The following is a 16,800-nucleotide window of genomic DNA, read 5'->3' on the forward strand; positions in this document are numbered from 1 at the left end:
CTGGGAGCGGCGCTCCCTGGATCGGCCCGCGCCCGCGGGGGACCATGGGGGCATGCAACGTGCCGAGCTCGCCGACTTCCTGCGCCACCGCCGCGAGGCGATCCGCCCGGCCGAGGTCGGCATCGCCGCCGGGCCGCGCCGCCGTACCGCGGGGCTGCGCCGCGAGGAGGTGGCCGCGCTCGCCGGCATGTCGGTGGACTACGTCGTACGCCTGGAGCAGGGCCGCAGCTCGCAGCCCTCGACCCAGCTGCTCGGCGCGCTGGCCCGGGCGTTGCGCCTCTCCGACGACGAGCGCGCCCACCTCTTCCACCTGGCTGGGCACCGGCCCCCGCCCGCCGAGGAGGTGGCCCGGCTGGCCCGCGCCGGGCTGCTGCGGATGCTCGACCTGCTCGGCGACACCCCGGCCCTGGTGCTGTCCGACCTGGGCGAGGTCCTCGCCCAGAACCGGGCGGGGCTCCTGCTGACAGGCGATCTCTCGGGCTTCTCCGGCGACCGGCGCTATCTCGTCCACCGCTGGTTCACCGACCCCGACACACGTGCAGCGCACCCGCCCGAGGAGGCCGAACACCAGTCCCGTCAGCTGGTCGCCGATCTGCGCGCGGTCGCCGGCCGCCGCTCCGGCGACCCGGTGGTCGCCGGGCTCGTCGAACGGTTGCAGGCCGCGAGCGCCGACTTCCGCCGGCTGTGGGCCGAGCACGAGGTGGCGGTACGGCGCGCCGACCGCAAGACCCTGCTCCACCCGCAGGTGGGCCGCCTCCTGATGGACTGCGAAACCCTGGTCACCCCCGACCTGGGCCAGCAACTGCTCGTGCTCACCCCGGCGGACGCCGAGACCCGCGAGCGGCTGGAACTGCTGGAGGTGCTGGGCATCGAGGAGTTCCCGGCCGGAGGTACGGACACGTCCGTAAGGTGAGCCCCCGCCCGCGCCGGTGCGGCTCAGAGTGTCAGGCGTACGGCCAGGGCGATCAGCGGCCGTGACGCCGCGGGTCACGGACCCTCGCGCGCCTCGGTGGTCCAGCGCGGGTCGATGTGGCCCAGCCAGGCGTCTTGCTGGTCGGCCAACGGCCGCCGCAGAGGGAGCGGAACGAAGCGGCAGGCGAAGAGGAGGCCGGCATCCTCGCCGGCCCCGTGCACCGGATGCTCCCAGCCATCGGCCGTGCCGGGCGGCGCCCGGAGGAAGAAGAAGCCGGTACGCCGTGGCGCCCCCGTGGCGGGATGCGGCTTGTCCTCCACGGCGATCCGTCGGACGACGGTGGCTGTGTGCAGCCCCGTCTCCTCGGCAACCTCGCGGAGGACGGCTTCTTCCGGCTCTTCGCCCGATTCGACGCCGCCCGCCGGGACTTGCGTACCCGCATCGGGCACCCCGACGTGGTCGAAGACCAGAAGGCCGGGAACGGCACGCGGCCGGATCACGTACGCGGCGACGCGGATACGCGGGTGGGCCATCCCGGCATTGTCGGCCACCCGAGGCCCACGCCCTCGCCGTTCAGGGGGTCGGGGCGGCTTCGTTGAAGGCGGCCACCAGGCCGTGGGGCATGCCGGCGCCGAAGAGGTGGTCGTGGAGCTGGTTGCCTTCGGTGGCGGCTTCGACGCTGCGGGGGAACATGGCCCGCTCGTACGCGGCGGCATCACCGCCCGCCGAGCCAACTGACGCGGCGCGTCCGGCGGGCCCCCGATCGTGCACGCCCCGGAGGGCGTCAGCGGCGCGGTTCCCAGCGGAAGAGGCGGGCGGCCAGCGCGACGGCGACGACGACCCAGGCCAGGGTGGGGGCCAGCAGGATCAGGGAGTCGGTGACGGCGACACCGCCGTCCCAGGCGTTGACGACGAGTTCGGTGGCCGAGCCGCCGGGCAACAGCCGCTTGAGCAGGGTGAGTTCCTCGGTGCCGGAGATGCCGACCCAGCTGGCGACGGCGATGACGCCGAGGCTGATGGGCAGCGTGGTCACCTGGGCGTGCTCGGGCGAGTTGGTCAGTCCGGCTGTGGCCAGCCCCAGGCCGAGCATCATGACGAGCGTCGCCAGTACGGCCGCCACCAGCAGGAGTACGTTGGCCGGCTCGCCGGCGACCGCGGCCAGCACCGTCATGATGACGGTGACCTGGAGCAGCGTGATGGCGGAGACGGGCAGCAGCAGCCCGGAGAGGATGCCGGTGTCGCCGGCCGCGGTGGAGCGCAGCCGCTTGAGGAAGAGGTTCTGCCGGCGGGAGGCCAGCGTGGTCACCGTGGCGGCGTACAGCCCGAAAGCGGCCACGGTGAACAGCACCACCGCCGCGATGTATCCGAGGCCGGCCACCTTCGCGAAGAGCTCGTGCCGGTAGATGAAGAAGGTACTGACCGCTGCGGGCATGATGAAACTGGAGACCAGCACGAGCCGGTTCCGGAAGATCTGGATCAGCTCACTGAGCGCGATCGACAGCATGACGAACGTCCTTGCTACGTAGGGGTGTTGTGGCGCGGAGGGCGGATCAGGAAGCGGCCGAGTCGCCGCCGATGGCGCGGAAGACGTCGTCGAGCCGTGTCGGTCCGGCTTCGAGCTCCCGCAGCTCCACCGCGTTGTCCTGCGCCCACCGCAGCACCGTGTGGAGGTCCTTCTGCAGGCCGAAGGTCTCGATGAGGAACTTCCCGTCGCCCTCGCGCGTGGCCTGCAGCGGCAGCTCGGGCGCGGGCGCCGCGAGGGAGAAGCGGATGGCGGCCGGCAGGGTCTGCGTCAGCTCCGCGACGGTGCCCTCGCGGTGGAGGGCACCCTGGTGCATCAGCCCGATCCGGTCGGCGCGCTGCTGCGCCTCTTCCAGATAGTGCGTGGTGAGGACGATGGTGGAGCCGGCCTCGCGCAGCTTGTCCACGGCGTTCCACAGATCGTCCCGCGACTGGATGTCCAGGCCGGTGGTCGGCTCGTCCAGGAAGATCAGCTCGGGTGTTCCGTAGACGGCGGTGCCGAAGTCGAGGCGGCGCTTCTCGCCGCCGGAGAGCTGGGAGACCTTGGTGGCGGCCTTGCGGCTGAGGCCGACGATGCCCAGTACGCGCTCGACCCGGTCGTCGCGACCGGTGAGCCTGCCGATGAGCCGGACGGTCTCCTTGACCGTCAGGTCCGGTGAGAAGCCGCTCTCCTGGAGCATCACGCCCATCCGGGGCCGTACGGTGCGCCGGTCGCGCGGGCTGTGGCCGAAGACCCGTACGGTGCCGGAGCCGGCGGTGCGGTGACCTTCGACGATCTCCAGGGTCGAGGTCTTGCCGGCCCCGTTCGTGCCGAGCAGCGCGTACAGCTCCCCCGGGCGCACCTGGAAGGACACGTCCCGCACGGCGTGGAAGTCGCCGTAGCTGAGGTGGAGATGTTCGACGTCGATGACTGGTGTGGAGGACATGCCCCCGATCCCACCCGGTGCCGCGTCCCGTCACCAGTACCGCTGTGTCATGCCTCCACCCCCGGGAATGTCACGGCGCAGGCATGACGCAGTGTCACTGGTGGCACGGCGGCGCCCGAAGAATACTGGGCAGATCATGCTGTTCGATCCCGGAGCACCCCCCATGGACACCCGGCCCCCGCGCATCCGCCTCACGGTCCGGTCAGGTGCGGACCGATGAGGAGCGAGACCCCCGTACGGGTCGAGCACATCGGGACGAAGGGCCGGCTGCGCCGGCTCAATCGCATCATGCTGCTCCCGCCGCTGGCCGTCGTCGGGGTGCTGCTGGTGGCGGTCGACGCCCGGAACTGGTGGGAAGCGGCCATGCTGAGCGTGGGCGTGGCAGCGGGCCTGCTCGCCTTCGTACGGTGGACCTCCGGCGATCTGCTGCGCGTCGCGCTCCCCTGCCTGACCGTCGCGACTGCCGTGTGGGTCGTCGGCGTTCTGCTGACGGGCTGTCACACCGCGTTCTACAGCCTGCTGCTCGTGGGCCCCCTCGTGATCCCGCAGCTGCCGCGCCACCAGGGTCCGGCCGCCCTGGCGCTGACCGTGCTCATGGCCGCCATCGGGGCACTGCGGCTGCTGGTGACGCAGGACGAGGTCCTCGACGTACTGATCCAGTACGTCATCATCCCCACCGGCGTCACGGTGGTGGTGACGGGGCTGATGTTCCCCAACCAGTGGTTCTACGACGCCGTGGCCGAGCTGGAGGAGTCGCGGGAGCGCGAGGCGGAGCTGGCCGTGGCCCGCGAACGCATCCGGTTCGCCGGAGATCTGCACGACATCCAGGGCCACACCCTGCACGTGGTGAAGCTGAAGATCGTGCTGGCGCAGAAGCTGCTGCACAGCGACATCGACCGCGTCGAGGAGGAGCTGCGCGAGGTGCACGCCCTGGTCGGCGACACCATCGACCGGACCAAGGAACTCGCCCACGCCCAGCACCGGCTCAACCTGCCCGCGGAGCTGGAGAACGCGAAGAACCTCTTCGAAGCGGCCGGCATCCTCGTACACATCGAGCGGGAGGCGGAGGTCGACTCCGGCGCGGGCGAACTGCTCGGGCAGGTCCTGCGGGAGACGACGACCAACATCCTGCGGCACGCCCAGGCCGGACACGTACGGATCACGCTGTCCGCTTCGGGCATCGCCATCGTCAACGACGGCGTGCCGGACGATCTCCACTTCGAGCTCGGCGGGCTCGCTACCCTCAAGGAACGCGTGGCAGGCAACGGAGGCGAACTGACGGTGGAGCAGAGCGACGGGCGCTTCCTGACGGCTGCGGCCTTCCCGCACCGCGAGGCCACGGCGCGGGAGGGCGGGCGATGACGGCCGTCGTGCTGGCCGACGACGAGGTCCTGCTCCGCAAGGCGCTGGTCTCCCTGCTCCCCCTCGAAGGCGAGATCACGGTGCTCGCCGAGGCGGAGGACGGGGCGGCGGCCGTCACCGCCACGCTGCACCACCGGCCCGATGTGCTCGTCATCGACCTGGAGATGCCCGGCGTGGACGGACTCGGCGCCGTCGCCTCCATCCGCGAGACCCGGCCGGACCAGGTGATCCTCATGCTGACCCGGCACGCCCGGCCCGGCGTGCTCCGCAAGGCCCTGAAGCTCGGCGTACAGGGCTTCGTCAGCAAGTCCGCCGAGCCGTCCCACATCGCCGCGGTCATCAAGACCCTGCACGAGGGCAAGCGGTGGATCGACCCGGACGTCTCCGCCCTCGCCGTCGTCGACGACTGCCCGCTCACCGACCGTGAGACCGACGTGCTGCGCGCGACCGGCGAGGGCTACTCGGTGGCCGACATCGCCGCCCAACTCCACCTCGCCGACGGCACGGTGCGCAACTACCTCTCGAACGCGATGCAGAAGACCCAGACCCGCACCCGCCACGAGGCGGCCCGCTACGCGCGCGAACACGACTGGCTGTGAGGCGTTTCCGCCATGGGGTGCGGTGACCGTTCGCCGGCCGGCACTGCACGTGCGGCGTCGTTCAGCAGGCGGCGTCGGACGTGACCTGCACGGGGTGCTCGACGACCTGGTTGTAGAGGTAGCCCAGCTCGTTCCACGCCACACAGTCCGGCTGCGTACGGCCCTGGTCGTCGGTGGCGCGTACGGCGATGGAGTGCTCGCCGCGGTCGGGGTTCCACTCGAACTGCCAGCGCGTCCAACAGCCCGGCTCCTGGGGGCCGGTGAGCCGGGCCGTGTGCCAGGGGCCACCGTCGATGCGGTACTCGACAGCGGCGATCCGGTGCTCCCCGGCGAAGGCCCGTCCGCGGATGATCTGCGGCTGCGACCTCAGGCTCGCGGGCCAGTCCAGCTCCACCAGGCTGGTCACCGGCAGCGCGTTGATCGGCGTACCCAGGGCCGCACCGCTCACCGGATGCTCGGGGCCGATGAGCACGTAGTCCTCGGTGTTCCACGGCACTTGGAGCGGCCGGGACGACACCTCGATCCTGCCGACCCACTTGATGCTCGCCGCGCCCAGCCAGCCGGAGACCACGAGGCGGGCCGGGTAGCCGTGATCGGGCGGCAGGGTCTCCCCGTTCATGGCCAGCGCGAGCAGGGTGTCGTCGGCCATCGCCTTGGTCAGGGGAATCGGCCGCCGGGCGCCGGACTCGTCCAGCGCCACAGGCATCACATCCTGTGCGTCCGGACTGAGCCGCGCCGCTTCGAGCAGGTCGCGCAGCCGTACGCCCGTCCACTCGGCCGTGCTGACGGCGCCACGGCCCCACGGGGTGCCGCGGATGTGCTGACCGTACTGCCGGCCGAAGAGCACACGGCGGTTGCCCGCGCACTCGATGGTGCGCGTGACGGACACCAGCGGAAACTCCCGCCACAGGTCGTCGTAGGTGTACGTGAGAGGCGACCCCACGGCGTCACCCTCGATCCGAAGCGACCACTGGTCAGCGTCGATCCGGGGAGTGGGAGCGTGGCTGCGGATGAAGAAGCGGTCGTTCGGCGTGAGATGGCCCGGCATCCGGTCCGCCCGGGTACCGAAGTCGAGTCCGGTTCCCGTGTCCTCCATGAACTCCGGCGAGACCGTTTTGACGACTCCGCTCGGCGTGACGTCGATCCTGCTCTCTGTCTCCATGCTTCCACAGTGGCCCGACGGCCTCCCGCCCAGTAGGACCCGCACCCCTATGAGGTCATAACCGCGCCCTATGCCCTAGCCCCGCATAACCGCCACGGTGGGGTGTCCGCGACGCGGGGCCCTGGCGAAGTGGGCGGCCCGTACCTCGACCCGCCCGCACCGCAGGCCCCGTCAGTCCCGCCCCGCGGGTGTGTGGGCCGAGGAGCCGCGGATGACCAGGTCACTGGGGAACGTGCGGCGCCGGAGGGGGAGTTCGGGGTCCTTCATGCGGTCCAGGAGCAGGGCGACCGCGGCGCGGGACATCTCGACGGTGGGCTGGCGCACGGTGGTCAGGTCGAAGGAGTCCCAGGCGGCCATGGCGATGTCGTCGTAGCCGACGACCCACACGTCGTCGGGGACGCGGCGGCCCAGCGAGACCGCGCCGTCGAGGGCGCCGAGTGCGGTGAGGTCGTTGGCGCAGAAGACGGCGGTGGGCGCGTCGGCCAGGGCGAGCAGGTCCCGCATGGCCGTACGGGCGGTGCCGTGGTCGAAGCCGCCGTACGCGGTGAGTTGGGGTTCGAGGGGCAGGCCGCGTTCGGCGAGCCGCTCGGTGAAGCCGCGTTCCCGCTCCCGGGAGGTGCTGGGGCGGGGCGGTCCCGCGAGGTAGCCGATGCGGCGGTGCCCCGTATCGGCCAGATAGTCGGCGACGAGCCGGCCGCCCTGCACATTGTCGGCGGTGACCTGGTCGTACGGGGAGTCCTCCAGACCGCGGTGGAGGAGGACGACGGGCCCCGCCGAGCCCGTACCGGCGGGGAGTTGCTCCGTGGCGGCGGTGAAGATCAGCCCGTCCACGGTGCGTTCCTCCAGCGCCGCCAGCGCCCCGTCCTGTCCGCTGCCGGCGGCGTTCCACAACACCATGCGCCGGCCCGCCTGTTCGAGGGAGTGGGCCACGGCCTCCAGCAGCTGCGGATAGAAGGGGTTGGTGATGTCGGAGACGACCACGCCGACGGTGCCGGTGCGTTGGGTGCGCATGGTCCGTGCGGCCGCGTGCGGGTGGTAGCCGGTCTCGGCCATGGCGGCACGTACGCGCTCCGCGGTGCTGTCGGAGACCTTGCTGCTGTTCTGCAGCACCCGGGAGACGGTCGCCTGCGAGACCCCGGCGAGCCGGGCGACGTCGCGGCTGGTGACCATGCGGTCCTCCAAGGGGACGGGGCGGCTCCGCCGCGGGAAACAGGGTGTTTACGTACCCACACTAGCGGGCTAGTGTTCCGTCCCGCGTCATGAATACGTACCCATTCCTCGTGCGCATCAAGGAGCCGACCATGCCGCTGACCCTCAAGAGCGCCACGCCGCAGACCACCGCCGCGGCCGCCAACACCGACGTCCAGGAGAAGGTCGCCGCGATCATCAAGGACGTCCGCGAGCGCGGCGACGCGGCCGTACGCGACTGCTCGGCGCGGTTCGACAGCTGGCAGCCCGACGCCTTCCGCCTCTCCCCCGGGCGGATCCAGGAGATCGTCGCCCGCGTGCCCGAGCAGGTCCTCGACGACATCCGCTTCGTGCAGAACCAGGTGCGGCACTTCGCCGAGCAACAGCTCGCGAGCATGCGCGAGTTCGAGGTGGAGACGCTCCCGGGCGTACGGCTCGGCCAGAAGCATCTGCCGGTCGCCGCCGCCGGCGCCTACGTACCCGGCGGCCGCTACCCGCTGCTCGCCTCCGCGCACATGACCATCCTCACCGCGAAGACCGCGGGCGTCCCCCGCGTCGTCGCCTGCACCCCGCCGATCCGCGGCGAGGTGCCCGAGGCCACCGTCGCCGCCATGCACCTCGCAGGGGCCGACGAGATCAACCTCCTCGGCGGCGTCCAGGCCGTGGTCAGTATGGCGCTGGGTACCGAGACCATGGACCGCGTCGACATGCTCGCCGGGCCGGGCAACGCCTTCGTCGCCGAGGCCAAGCGCCAGCTGTACGGGGAGATCGGCATCGACCTCTTCGCGGGACCGACCGAGATCCTCATCGTCGCCGACGAGCACGCCGACCCGTTCACCGTCGCCGTCGACCTGCTCAGCCAGGCCGAGCACGGCCCCGACTCCCCCGCCGTCCTGATCACCACCTCGCAGGACCTGGGCCGCCAGGTCATCGAGCACGTCGACAAGCTGCTGCCGGGCATGCCCACCCGCGACAACGCCGGGCCGGCCTGGCGCGACCACGGGCAGGTCCACGTCGTCGACGACCTGGACGCCGCCTACCGGCTCGCCGACGAGTACGCCAGCGAGCACGTACAGGTCCTCACCCGACAGCCCCGCGAGGCACTGGAGAAGATGCGCAACTACGGCGCGCTCTTCCTCGGCGAGGGCACCTGCGTCTCCTACGGCGACAAGGTCATCGGCACCAACCACGTGCTCCCCACCCGCGGCGCCGCGCGCTACACCGGCGGGCTGTGGGTCGGCAAGTACCTCAAGACCGTCACCTACCAGGAGGTCACCGACCCCGCCTCCAGCGCTCACCTCGGCGAGGTGTGCGGCCGCGCAGCGCGCGTCGAGCTCTTCGAGGGCCACGCCCGCTCGGGCGACGTACGCGCCGCCAAGTACGCCGACGCGCCGCTGACTTGGGCCCCCGACCACGCGCCCGCCGCGCGCTGACCCCGCCCCCACCGGCCCCCGAGACGTACCGGCGCCCCCTGGAGGAGCGCTCTTCTGCGGCGCCGTCGGGGGCGGAGGCCGCGCCGGTCGTGTGAGGGCCGTTCAACTCCTCCTGGGACAGCGGCCATCAGCGTGGCGAGAGCGTCGTACGTGACGACGCGGCGGCGCTCTCGCCATGCCGGGGGCGCGGCCGCTCATCGGGGCGGCCACACATCACAGAAGCGGTCATACAACCCTTTACCGCGTTCAACGGTCACACGGGCATCTACCGTCGCCATGCGAGGAGTTCACCGATGCCCAAAATCAAGACCCGGCGCAGAATGGGATGGCTGCTGACCGGCTTCCACTGGACGGCCATCATCTGCACCGTCGGCCTGTGGACACCGGTCTACCTGACCGCACGCCGCCGCCGAGTCTCGATAACGCGCGTCCACGACGACTGCTCCGGCTTCGTACCGACCGCGCACGGCACGCACGCGTACATCCCTCAACAGCGCACCCGGCAGCACCCGTACGGGCGGCCCGCCCCGTACAGCCCGCCGCAGCAGGCGCATCGGAACGACGGCCGTTGAGCGATCCGCAGCCGTCCGCGGGGGTCGTGGCCCTCGTCTCGGCGCGCCCTGTGTGGGGCGGGCCGGCAGAGGCCGGCCTCCGCGGGGCGCAGCCGGCGGTCACGGCGGCGCAGGTCATCGCGGATCACGCGCTGCGGAAGCGGATCACGCGCTGCGGAACCTGAAGAGCGCTTCAGCGGGCTTCAGGCTCCGTTCAGGTCCGGTTCGCCACTGTGGTGCATGTCGGAAGGGCGCGACAGGGCCCGCCGGCGGAACGAGACCGCGACACGATCCGAAGGAACGTCCCCATGAACGCCACCGCCAAGCGCACGCTCGCCCCCCGCGTCGTCGTCCTCTCCACGGCCGCCGTCATCGCACTGATCGGCGGTACGGGTGCCGCGACCGCCTTCGCGGACGACGACGGCGCCCCGGCCCCGCACTCCTCGGTTCAGCTCTCGCAGAACGAGCGCCACCTGGACGACACCGCCAAGGACCGCGCGCAGGTCAAGACCGACAAGATCGGCCAGTCCGAGGCCACGGCCAAGGCCCTCAAGGCCGTTCCCGGCACCGCGACCTCCGCCGAACTCGACGACGCGGACCGCGACGGCTCCCTCGTCTGGGAGGTCGGCGTCCTCGGCAAGGACCACAAGAATCACGACGTCACCCTCGACGCCGGCAACGGCAAGGTGCTGAACGAGCACGCCGACCGCGACGACGACGCCGCCCAGGACGCCGCCGAGGCCCGGGCCCTGGTCAAGGCCGACAAGGTCGGCCACGACAAGGCCACCGGCGAGGCCCTGAAGACCGTCCCCGGCACCGTCGTCTCCTATGACCTCGACGACAACGACCGCGGCCACTCCCCCGTCTGGGAGGTCGACGTCCTCGGCAAGGACCACAAGAGCCACGACGTCACCCTCGACGCCGGCAACGGCAAGGTCCTCGACCAGCACGTCGACCAGGACGACAACGACGACGGCGACGACGACTGACAAGGCGTCAGTCCGCCCGCCCGCACCGCCGAGGGAGCGAGATGGTGTCTCGCTCCCTCGGCGACTGTCAGGGGGTGCGGGTCTTCCGGCCCTTCATCCACTGGGTGACCAGGACGGCGACGACCGAGGCCACGACGATCAGCGGCATCTGATTGTGGGCGTCGCTGCCGAGGAGGAGCACGGTCAGGACGGCGCTGCACAGCGGGAGTCCGGTGATGGCGGCCGTGGCCGCCGCGACCCCGAGGGCGAGCGCGGGCGTCGCGCCGAGTCCGGGAAGTCCGGCGCAGGTGAGGGCGATGGCCGCGCCCAGCATGATGGCCGGGAAGATCGGGCCGCCGCGGAACGCGGCCAGGCAGATGCTCCAGGCCAGGCCCTTGCACAGCACCAGGGCGATCATGGCGACGAGGGACAAGGAATGCGGGTGCGCGGCCAGTTCGCCGAGCATCGCCTGTCCCGAGAGTGCCGCTTCCTCGGGGTTTCGCCCGGTGAGCAGTGCGTAAGCGGAGAGGCAAATTCCCACCGCGAGCGCGCAGATGACCGTACGCGACGCGGTGCGCGGTGACACCCAGTCCGCCACCCGGTGCCCCAACCCCCGTCCCAGGACGAGCAGGACCGCGACGAGCGCGGCGAGCGGGACGCCCCACAGGAAGTCGCCGAGATCTGGCCGGGCGTCCGGTGGCACGGTGGGCAGGGAGAGGGCGCCGACCTTCAGGCCGGTCCACTGGCCGAATCCGGTGAAGACCAGGGCCCCTGTCGCGCTGGCGAGCAGGCAGGGCAGGAGCAGCATGACGAGTTGCGGGCCGGCGATCCCCGCGGACTCGATGACCAGCAGCGCCGCGACGAGAGGGCCGCCGAGGATGGTGGAGATGGCCGTGGTCGATCCGGCGGCTGCCAGTACGGCTTTGGCGCGCGGGTCGGGATTCTGCACCCGTCGTACGGCGAGCAGTGCGAGACCGCTGCCCACTGCCATCAGGGGCGCCTCGGGGCCGAGGACCGTACCCAGGGGCAGGGTGGCCAGAGCGGCGAGAGCAACTCCCGGGACGTCGCCGGGACCTGCGGGTTCTCCGCCGCCGAGTCCGTGCACCGGAAGGTGACCCCCGCCGCCCCTCAGCCGGGTCACGATCGGTACGAGGAGGAGTCCGCCCAGCAGCAGGGCCGGCAGGGGCCACCACCACGGCGCCTGGTCGTAGCCGAGCGCGTCGGGCAGCGACTCCCACACGGCGTGCTGCAGTTCGTGCTGGAGGCCGACGAAGAAGAAGCAGGCGAGGGCGACGGGGACGCCGAGCAGGACGCAGAACAGCAGCAGCTTGCGGTAGTCCCGGCTGAGCAGCACCTCGTGCAGGGCCCGCTCGGGCGCGGGCTCCGCCTCCGGCGCGGGGTCAGGCACAGCTTCCGACGCGGCGTCGGCGGGCGCGGGACTGGACGTCGCCCCGGGCGCGGGGTCGGGCTCCGTCCCGGGCCCGGAGTCGTCGGGCGCCTCTCCCCTGCTCTGCCCCGACGTCATGAACTGCCGGTCTCGTCAGACACGCTGATTCCCCCTCAGGTGTCCGGGGGTCCGGACACGGGCGTCGGCTTCGGCACACGTCGAGCCTGCGGTGGAACCCGTGGCGCAGCAAGCCGTCGGACCCCTCCGGGTTAGGGCCGCGCCCCGTACGGTCGACTCACGCCTGCCGTCCGGGCCCCGTCGCAAGGGCGTCCGTATGCAGAGGTTCTGAGCGTGCGTCAGGGATGGATGCGGCACAACGGCCCGCGGGGTTGGGCGACCTGGCGCGTGCGACGAAGGGACGAACGGCTCAGCCGCGCAGCGACCTCCGCAGCAGGAGGCCGCCGATCCCCACCGGGGAGGGGAAGCCGCTCTTGGGCATGACCACGGTGCCCGCCACACCGAAGGCGGCCGGGGACGGGCGGACGCACCGCGGTGTCGTCCCCGGAGTGCACGCCCGGGGAGGGCGCCGTCCGGACCCGTGTGCCGGGTGCCGCACACCGGCGACTGTCACCGGCACGCCATAAGGTGCGGCCATGCGTGACGCCGTTCCCTCCAGCCCTCTCGCCGACACCGTCCTCGGCCGGCTGACCTCCGCCTACGCCTCGGCCGCCGACCCGGAGCAGGCCGCGAGGATGCGCGCGTACATGAAGGACGTCGCGCCTTTCCTGGGCATCCCCACGCCCGAACGCCGTTCCCTGTCCCGGTCCGTACTGGCCGGGACGGGCCGCCCGGACGAGGCGGACTGCACAGCCGTCGCGCTGCGCTGCTGGGAGCTTCCCGAGCGCGAATACCACTACTTCGCCGTGGACTATCTCCGCGGTCACGTCCGCGTCCTCACGCCCGCCGCACTCCCGACGGCCCGTCACCTGATCACGACGCACTCCTGGTGGGACACCGTCGACGCTCTCGCCTCGCACGTGGTCGGCGGCCTGGTCGCGGCGGAGCCGGCGCTGCGCGCGGACATGGACGCGTGGATCGACGACCCGGACATCTGGGTGGCCCGCACGGCACTCCTCCATCAACTGCGTTTCCGGCAGGCGACCGACACGGACCGGCTGTTCGGATACTGCCTGCGCCGTGCGGGCCACCCCGATTTCTTCCTCCGCAAGGCCATCGGCTGGTGTCTGAGGGAGTACGCGAAGACGGACCCCGGCGCGGTGCGGGACTTCGTGGCCGCCCACCGCGACCGCCTGTCGCCGCTGTCCGTGCGGGAGGCGCTGAAGAACATCGGCGGGTGACCGGCGGGGCGGGTACGCCTGGGGCGCAGCCCGTCCGGCGCCTACGGTTGCCCACTTCAACCACTACTCCTACGGCGCGATCGCCGAGTGGATGTACGCCTCCGTGGCGGGCATCGCGCGCGACCCGGACCACCCCGGTTTCAAGCGGTTCCGGCTCCGGCCGCATCCCGACCCGACGGGCGCCGTCACCCGCGCTTCGGGCCGGTACCTTTCCCCGTACGGCGAGATCACCAGCACGTGGGAGCTGGGCAAGGACGGCACGCTGACGTACGAGGCGGTGGTTCCCGCCAACAGTGAGGCGACACTGAGCCTGCCTGCCGTCTCCGCGTCCGCTGTGCGGGAGGGGCGGACGCCGCTGGAGCGCGTGGACGGCGTGCGGCTCGTCGAATTCACGGACGGGAAGGCGACGTTCGCGCTGCCGTCGGGGCGGTACCGGCTGACCAGTACGGTGCGCTGACGCGGGAGGGGCCGGTCGGTGTCCGGCCCCTCCCGTCTTTCACGGGTGTCAGTCCTGGGCGCGGCGGCCCGTCGCCGAGGCGAAGCCCAGCCACGTGTGCCGGTTGCCCGCCCAGCACCAGCCGACTTTCGGGGCGTTGCGCCGCTCGCGGCCGTCGCGTCCCGTGCCGTTGCTGATCCAGAGCGCCGGGGTGCGGGCGTCCAGCGCACCGCCGGCCTTGCGCAGGCGGGAGCCGATGGTCATGAAGCAGTGGTTGCGTTCCAGAACGGCGGGCTGCTGCAGCAGCCAGTGGATGCCCTCGGTGACCAGCAGCGGCGTACGGGCCTCCGAAGTGAGCGCGGGCAGCGCCTCGTTCGGGCTCCAGTTGGCCATCCGGTCGCCGCGATCGGGGCCGGTGACGAGGTAGAGCGGGGCTTCGGGCAGCGCGACCGTGTCCAGCGGGGTGAAGAGGTCGACGTCGGGCATGTCGGTGACGACGAAGCCGGGCTTCTCGTCGTGGCGGAGCAGCGGCGCGAGGGCGGAGGCGGGGGCCAGGTCCGGGTGGACGGCGAGCAGCACGCCCTCGCCGCCCGCGGGGTGCCCGGTGGTGCCGGCGGCTTCCGCGGCCTCAGCGGCTTCGGCGAAGGTGCGCAGCTCGGCGGCCGGCAGTCCGGCCATCTCGTGCACCCCCAGCTCGATCAGCCGCTCGGCCTGTGCGCCGAGGGCGGGGAGTACGGGGAGAGGTGCGGAGGCGACCGGCGAGGTTTCGGGCACGATGCTCCCAGGGGCTGGCGACATGGAGTGGCGCAATCCCAACGAAGCACCCCCGACGAACATTCCCGTCGCCCCGGACGCGGAGCGTTTCGTACGTCTCCGCTTCCTCTCAGCGCGAGCGTGTGGTGCCGGGGCGTACCCCGGCGAAGGCCACCAGCCCTGCTGCGACGCCCAGGGCGGCGAGCAGATACAGCGCCAGCTGGATGCCCTCGGCCAGGCCCTGCGCGTGCCCGCCGGCCGCGCCGCTCGCCTGCAGCGCGAGCGCCCGGTGGGAGGCGAGGGGGATGAGGACGGCCACGCCGAGGGCGATGCCGAGCTGGAAGGAGGTCTGCCGTACCCCGGCGGCGAGCCCCTGTTCGTGGTCGCGGACGCCCGAGGTCGCCGCGAGGGTGGAGGTGACCGTGGTCGCCATGAACGCCATGCCCATCGGCAGAAGTGCCAGGGCGAGAACCGCCGTTCGCGGCGTGGCCGACGTCTGCGTGGCCACCAGGGCGATGAGCAGCCCCGACGAGAAACACGCCGCCGTGATCGCGGCACGCAGCCCGATGCGGCCGATCAGGCGGCCGATGACGAGGCCGAAGGCGAGGTTCAGGGCACCGGCCGGGGCGACGAGCAGCCCGGCCCGCAGCGCGGAGTATCCGAGGACTTCCTGGAGATACATGGTCGTCAGCAGATACGCGGCGCCCGAACTGATCCCGGAGAAGAGCGATACGGCGTTCGCCGCGCGCAGCGTGCGGGAGCGGAACAGGCCGAGCCGGACCAGCGGTTCGGGGTGCCGGCGCTCCTGCCACACGAAGAGCGCCAGCAGTACGGCTCCGGCCGCCAGCAGCGAGAGGCACTGGTGTGAGGTCCAGCCGGCTGCCGCTCCCTGTGCGGGAGCCGCGACGATCGCCGTCACGCCCAGCGTGATCAGTACGGCGCCGGCCCCGTCCACGCGGTGCGGGCGGCGGGGCGCGGGCGCGATCCACCGGGGCGCGAGCAGCGCCGCGGCGATGCCGACCGGCACGGTGGCGTAGAAGACGCCGGGCCATCCCCAGGCCTCGACCAGCAGACCGCTGAGGACCAGGCCGCTGATGAAGCCGAGCACCGTGGCGATGCCGAACTTGCTCATCGCCCTGACCCGTTGCGGCCCCTCCGGGACGGAAGTGGTGAGCAGGGACAGCGCGGTGGGCGCGACCAGTGCGGCCGAGAACCCCTGCAACGCCCGCGCGGCCACCAGCGTCGCGGCGCTCGGCGCGAATGCGCACAGCAGCGAGGTGAGCGCGAACGCGGCCATCCCGAGGGCGAACACCCGGCGCCGGCCCAGCAGATCACCGATCCGTCCGCAGAGGATCAGCGTGCCGCCGAAGGCCGTGTTGTAGGCGGTGACGACCGACTGGACGCCGGTCGCGGAGAAGCCGAGGTCGTGCTGGATACCGGGAACGGCCACGGTGACGATCGACGCGTCCAGCATGACCACGAACTGGGCGCACAGCATGAGCGCGAGGCCGAGCCCCGGCCCACGGGCAGGGGCGGACACCGCTTCCGCGGCATCCGCACGGCTGAAGACCCGCATGACCATGAGGCGTTCCCTTCTCGCGTCCCCCGGCTGCCGGAGATCGGCGACCGGGCCCACGGTGCGGCAGAAGGCAACGCCACGCTGGCGCTATTCGGTCACGGCGTTACCGAAGCCGGGACGGTGAGCACACCTGCGGGGCCGCCGGGGGCCTTTCGTCGGATCCGGCGGAGGGGCTCTCCTCGGACCTGGCACCATGAGATCTCCACGAGGAGGCGGGCATTCGCCGGGAGACGAGCCGGGAGGGAGACGGGCGTGATCGCGTGGCGTCCTGTACGTACCGCCGCCCTCAAGGCCGTGCCCGAGCCGGTCGCGGGGCCCTTGCTCTGGGGGGCCGCCGTCGCCGGTTCCGTGCTGCTGGTTTCCGTACTCGGCGTCATGGGCGGCCTGTCGAGAACCTCCGTCGTCCTCGGTGCGCTGAGCGCCCTGGCCGCGCTGCTGGGGGTGTCCGCCCGCTTCCACGCCGCTCTCGGCGTCGCCCTCGTGTGCTGGCTGTTCCTCAACTTCTACGGCGTCGCGCCACGCGGCGAGCTCACCTGGCAGGGCCGTCTCGACGCTGCCCGGTTCGTCGTCCTCGCCGCCGCGGCATGCCTCGGCACGCTCGTCGCCCGGGTCGTCAACGCGGCCAGGGCCTATCGCCGCATCACACCGCGCCAGGTGCCGTGAG

Annotated in this window: 17 protein-coding genes; 9 read left to right on the forward strand and 8 right to left on the reverse strand. The window is 72.1% G+C overall.

Features of this window, described 5'->3' with window-relative positions:
* The first annotated feature begins 52 nt into the window (after positions 1–52).
* Positions 53–913 carry a helix-turn-helix transcriptional regulator gene (locus AC3AGO_RS03150; RefSeq protein ID WP_487818541.1) on the forward strand — a complete coding sequence of 287 codons (861 nt, stop codon included), beginning with the start codon at positions 53–55 and terminating at the stop codon, positions 911–913.
* A gap of 74 nt (positions 914–987) precedes the next feature.
* Here the strand turns inward: AC3AGO_RS03150 and AC3AGO_RS03155 are convergent, their stop codons facing one another.
* From AC3AGO_RS03155 to AC3AGO_RS03165, 3 genes are all read right to left on the reverse strand, one after another.
* Positions 988–1,446, reverse strand: coding sequence for an NUDIX hydrolase (locus AC3AGO_RS03155; protein WP_487818542.1), 459 nt, complete (start codon positions 1,444–1,446; stop codon positions 988–990).
* Between the two features lie 251 nt (positions 1,447–1,697).
* Entirely contained in the window at positions 1,698–2,417 is a 720-nt protein-coding gene (locus AC3AGO_RS03160) for an ABC transporter permease (protein WP_487818543.1), read from the reverse strand.
* 46 nt (positions 2,418–2,463) lie between these two features.
* Complete coding sequence (locus AC3AGO_RS03165) at positions 2,464–3,360, reverse strand: ABC transporter ATP-binding protein (protein ID WP_487818544.1); 897 nt, start codon at positions 3,358–3,360, stop codon at positions 2,464–2,466.
* A gap of 216 nt (positions 3,361–3,576) precedes the next feature.
* Here AC3AGO_RS03165 and AC3AGO_RS03170 point away from each other — a divergent pair, with 216 nt between their 5' ends.
* Both AC3AGO_RS03170 and AC3AGO_RS03175 read left to right on the forward strand, forming a co-directional pair.
* Positions 3,577–4,722, forward strand: coding sequence for a sensor histidine kinase (locus tag AC3AGO_RS03170; protein WP_487818545.1), 1,146 nt, complete (start codon positions 3,577–3,579; stop codon positions 4,720–4,722).
* Positions 4,719–5,321: a response regulator transcription factor gene (locus AC3AGO_RS03175; protein ID WP_487818546.1), complete on the forward strand. Its 603-nt coding sequence runs from the start codon at positions 4,719–4,721 to the stop codon at positions 5,319–5,321. Before AC3AGO_RS03170 ends, AC3AGO_RS03175 begins: the two co-directional genes overlap by 4 nt.
* 61 nt (positions 5,322–5,382) lie before the next feature.
* Here AC3AGO_RS03175 and AC3AGO_RS03180 read toward each other — a convergent pair whose 3' ends face one another.
* Complete coding sequence (locus AC3AGO_RS03180; protein ID WP_487818547.1) at positions 5,383–6,483, reverse strand: sulfite oxidase; 1,101 nt, start codon at positions 6,481–6,483, stop codon at positions 5,383–5,385.
* Positions 6,484–6,654: 171 nt separating this feature from the next.
* Entirely contained in the window at positions 6,655–7,653 is a 999-nt protein-coding gene (locus AC3AGO_RS03185) for a LacI family DNA-binding transcriptional regulator (RefSeq protein ID WP_487818548.1), read from the reverse strand.
* An 89-nt stretch (positions 7,654–7,742) separates the two neighbouring features.
* Between AC3AGO_RS03185 and hisD the strand changes: the two genes are divergently transcribed.
* From hisD to AC3AGO_RS03200, 3 genes are all read left to right on the forward strand, one after another.
* Complete coding sequence (hisD, locus tag AC3AGO_RS03190; protein ID WP_487818549.1) at positions 7,743–9,104, forward strand: histidinol dehydrogenase; 1,362 nt, start codon at positions 7,743–7,745, stop codon at positions 9,102–9,104.
* A gap of 293 nt (positions 9,105–9,397) precedes the next feature.
* Positions 9,398–9,676, forward strand: a complete 279-nt coding sequence (locus tag AC3AGO_RS03195; RefSeq protein ID WP_487818550.1) for a hypothetical protein — start codon at positions 9,398–9,400, stop codon at positions 9,674–9,676.
* A 287-nt stretch (positions 9,677–9,963) separates the two neighbouring features.
* Positions 9,964–10,644 (forward strand): PepSY domain-containing protein, encoded by a 681-nt coding sequence (locus AC3AGO_RS03200; RefSeq protein WP_487818551.1) that lies wholly within the window; start codon positions 9,964–9,966, stop codon positions 10,642–10,644.
* A 67-nt stretch (positions 10,645–10,711) separates the two neighbouring features.
* Here AC3AGO_RS03200 and AC3AGO_RS03205 read toward each other — a convergent pair whose 3' ends face one another.
* Positions 10,712–12,148: a voltage-gated chloride channel family protein gene (locus tag AC3AGO_RS03205; RefSeq protein WP_487818552.1), complete on the reverse strand. Its 1,437-nt coding sequence runs from the start codon at positions 12,146–12,148 to the stop codon at positions 10,712–10,714.
* Positions 12,149–12,663: 515 nt separating this feature from the next.
* Between AC3AGO_RS03205 and AC3AGO_RS03210 the strand changes: the two genes are divergently transcribed.
* Both AC3AGO_RS03210 and AC3AGO_RS03215 read left to right on the forward strand, forming a co-directional pair.
* A complete protein-coding gene (locus AC3AGO_RS03210) occupies positions 12,664–13,368 on the forward strand; it encodes a DNA alkylation repair protein (protein WP_487818553.1) in 705 nt (234 codons plus the stop codon).
* A 91-nt stretch (positions 13,369–13,459) separates the two neighbouring features.
* Positions 13,460–13,825 (forward strand): alpha-L-rhamnosidase C-terminal domain-containing protein, encoded by a 366-nt coding sequence (locus AC3AGO_RS03215; RefSeq protein WP_487818554.1) that lies wholly within the window; start codon positions 13,460–13,462, stop codon positions 13,823–13,825.
* 48 nt (positions 13,826–13,873) lie between these two features.
* Here the strand turns inward: AC3AGO_RS03215 and AC3AGO_RS03220 are convergent, their stop codons facing one another.
* Together AC3AGO_RS03220 and AC3AGO_RS03225 are read right to left on the reverse strand one after the other, a co-directional pair.
* Entirely contained in the window at positions 13,874–14,578 is a 705-nt protein-coding gene (locus tag AC3AGO_RS03220) for a DUF5701 family protein (protein WP_487818555.1), read from the reverse strand.
* A gap of 109 nt (positions 14,579–14,687) precedes the next feature.
* A complete protein-coding gene (locus AC3AGO_RS03225; protein WP_487818556.1) occupies positions 14,688–16,139 on the reverse strand; it encodes an MFS transporter in 1,452 nt (483 codons plus the stop codon).
* Between the two features lie 249 nt (positions 16,140–16,388).
* On the opposite strand from AC3AGO_RS03225, the gene AC3AGO_RS03230 reads away from it, so the two are divergent.
* Complete coding sequence (locus tag AC3AGO_RS03230; protein WP_487818557.1) at positions 16,389–16,799, forward strand: hypothetical protein; 411 nt, start codon at positions 16,389–16,391, stop codon at positions 16,797–16,799.
* Position 16,800: the final 1 nt, after the last annotated feature.

Source organism: Streptomyces sp. BL1 (genome assembly GCF_057628045.1).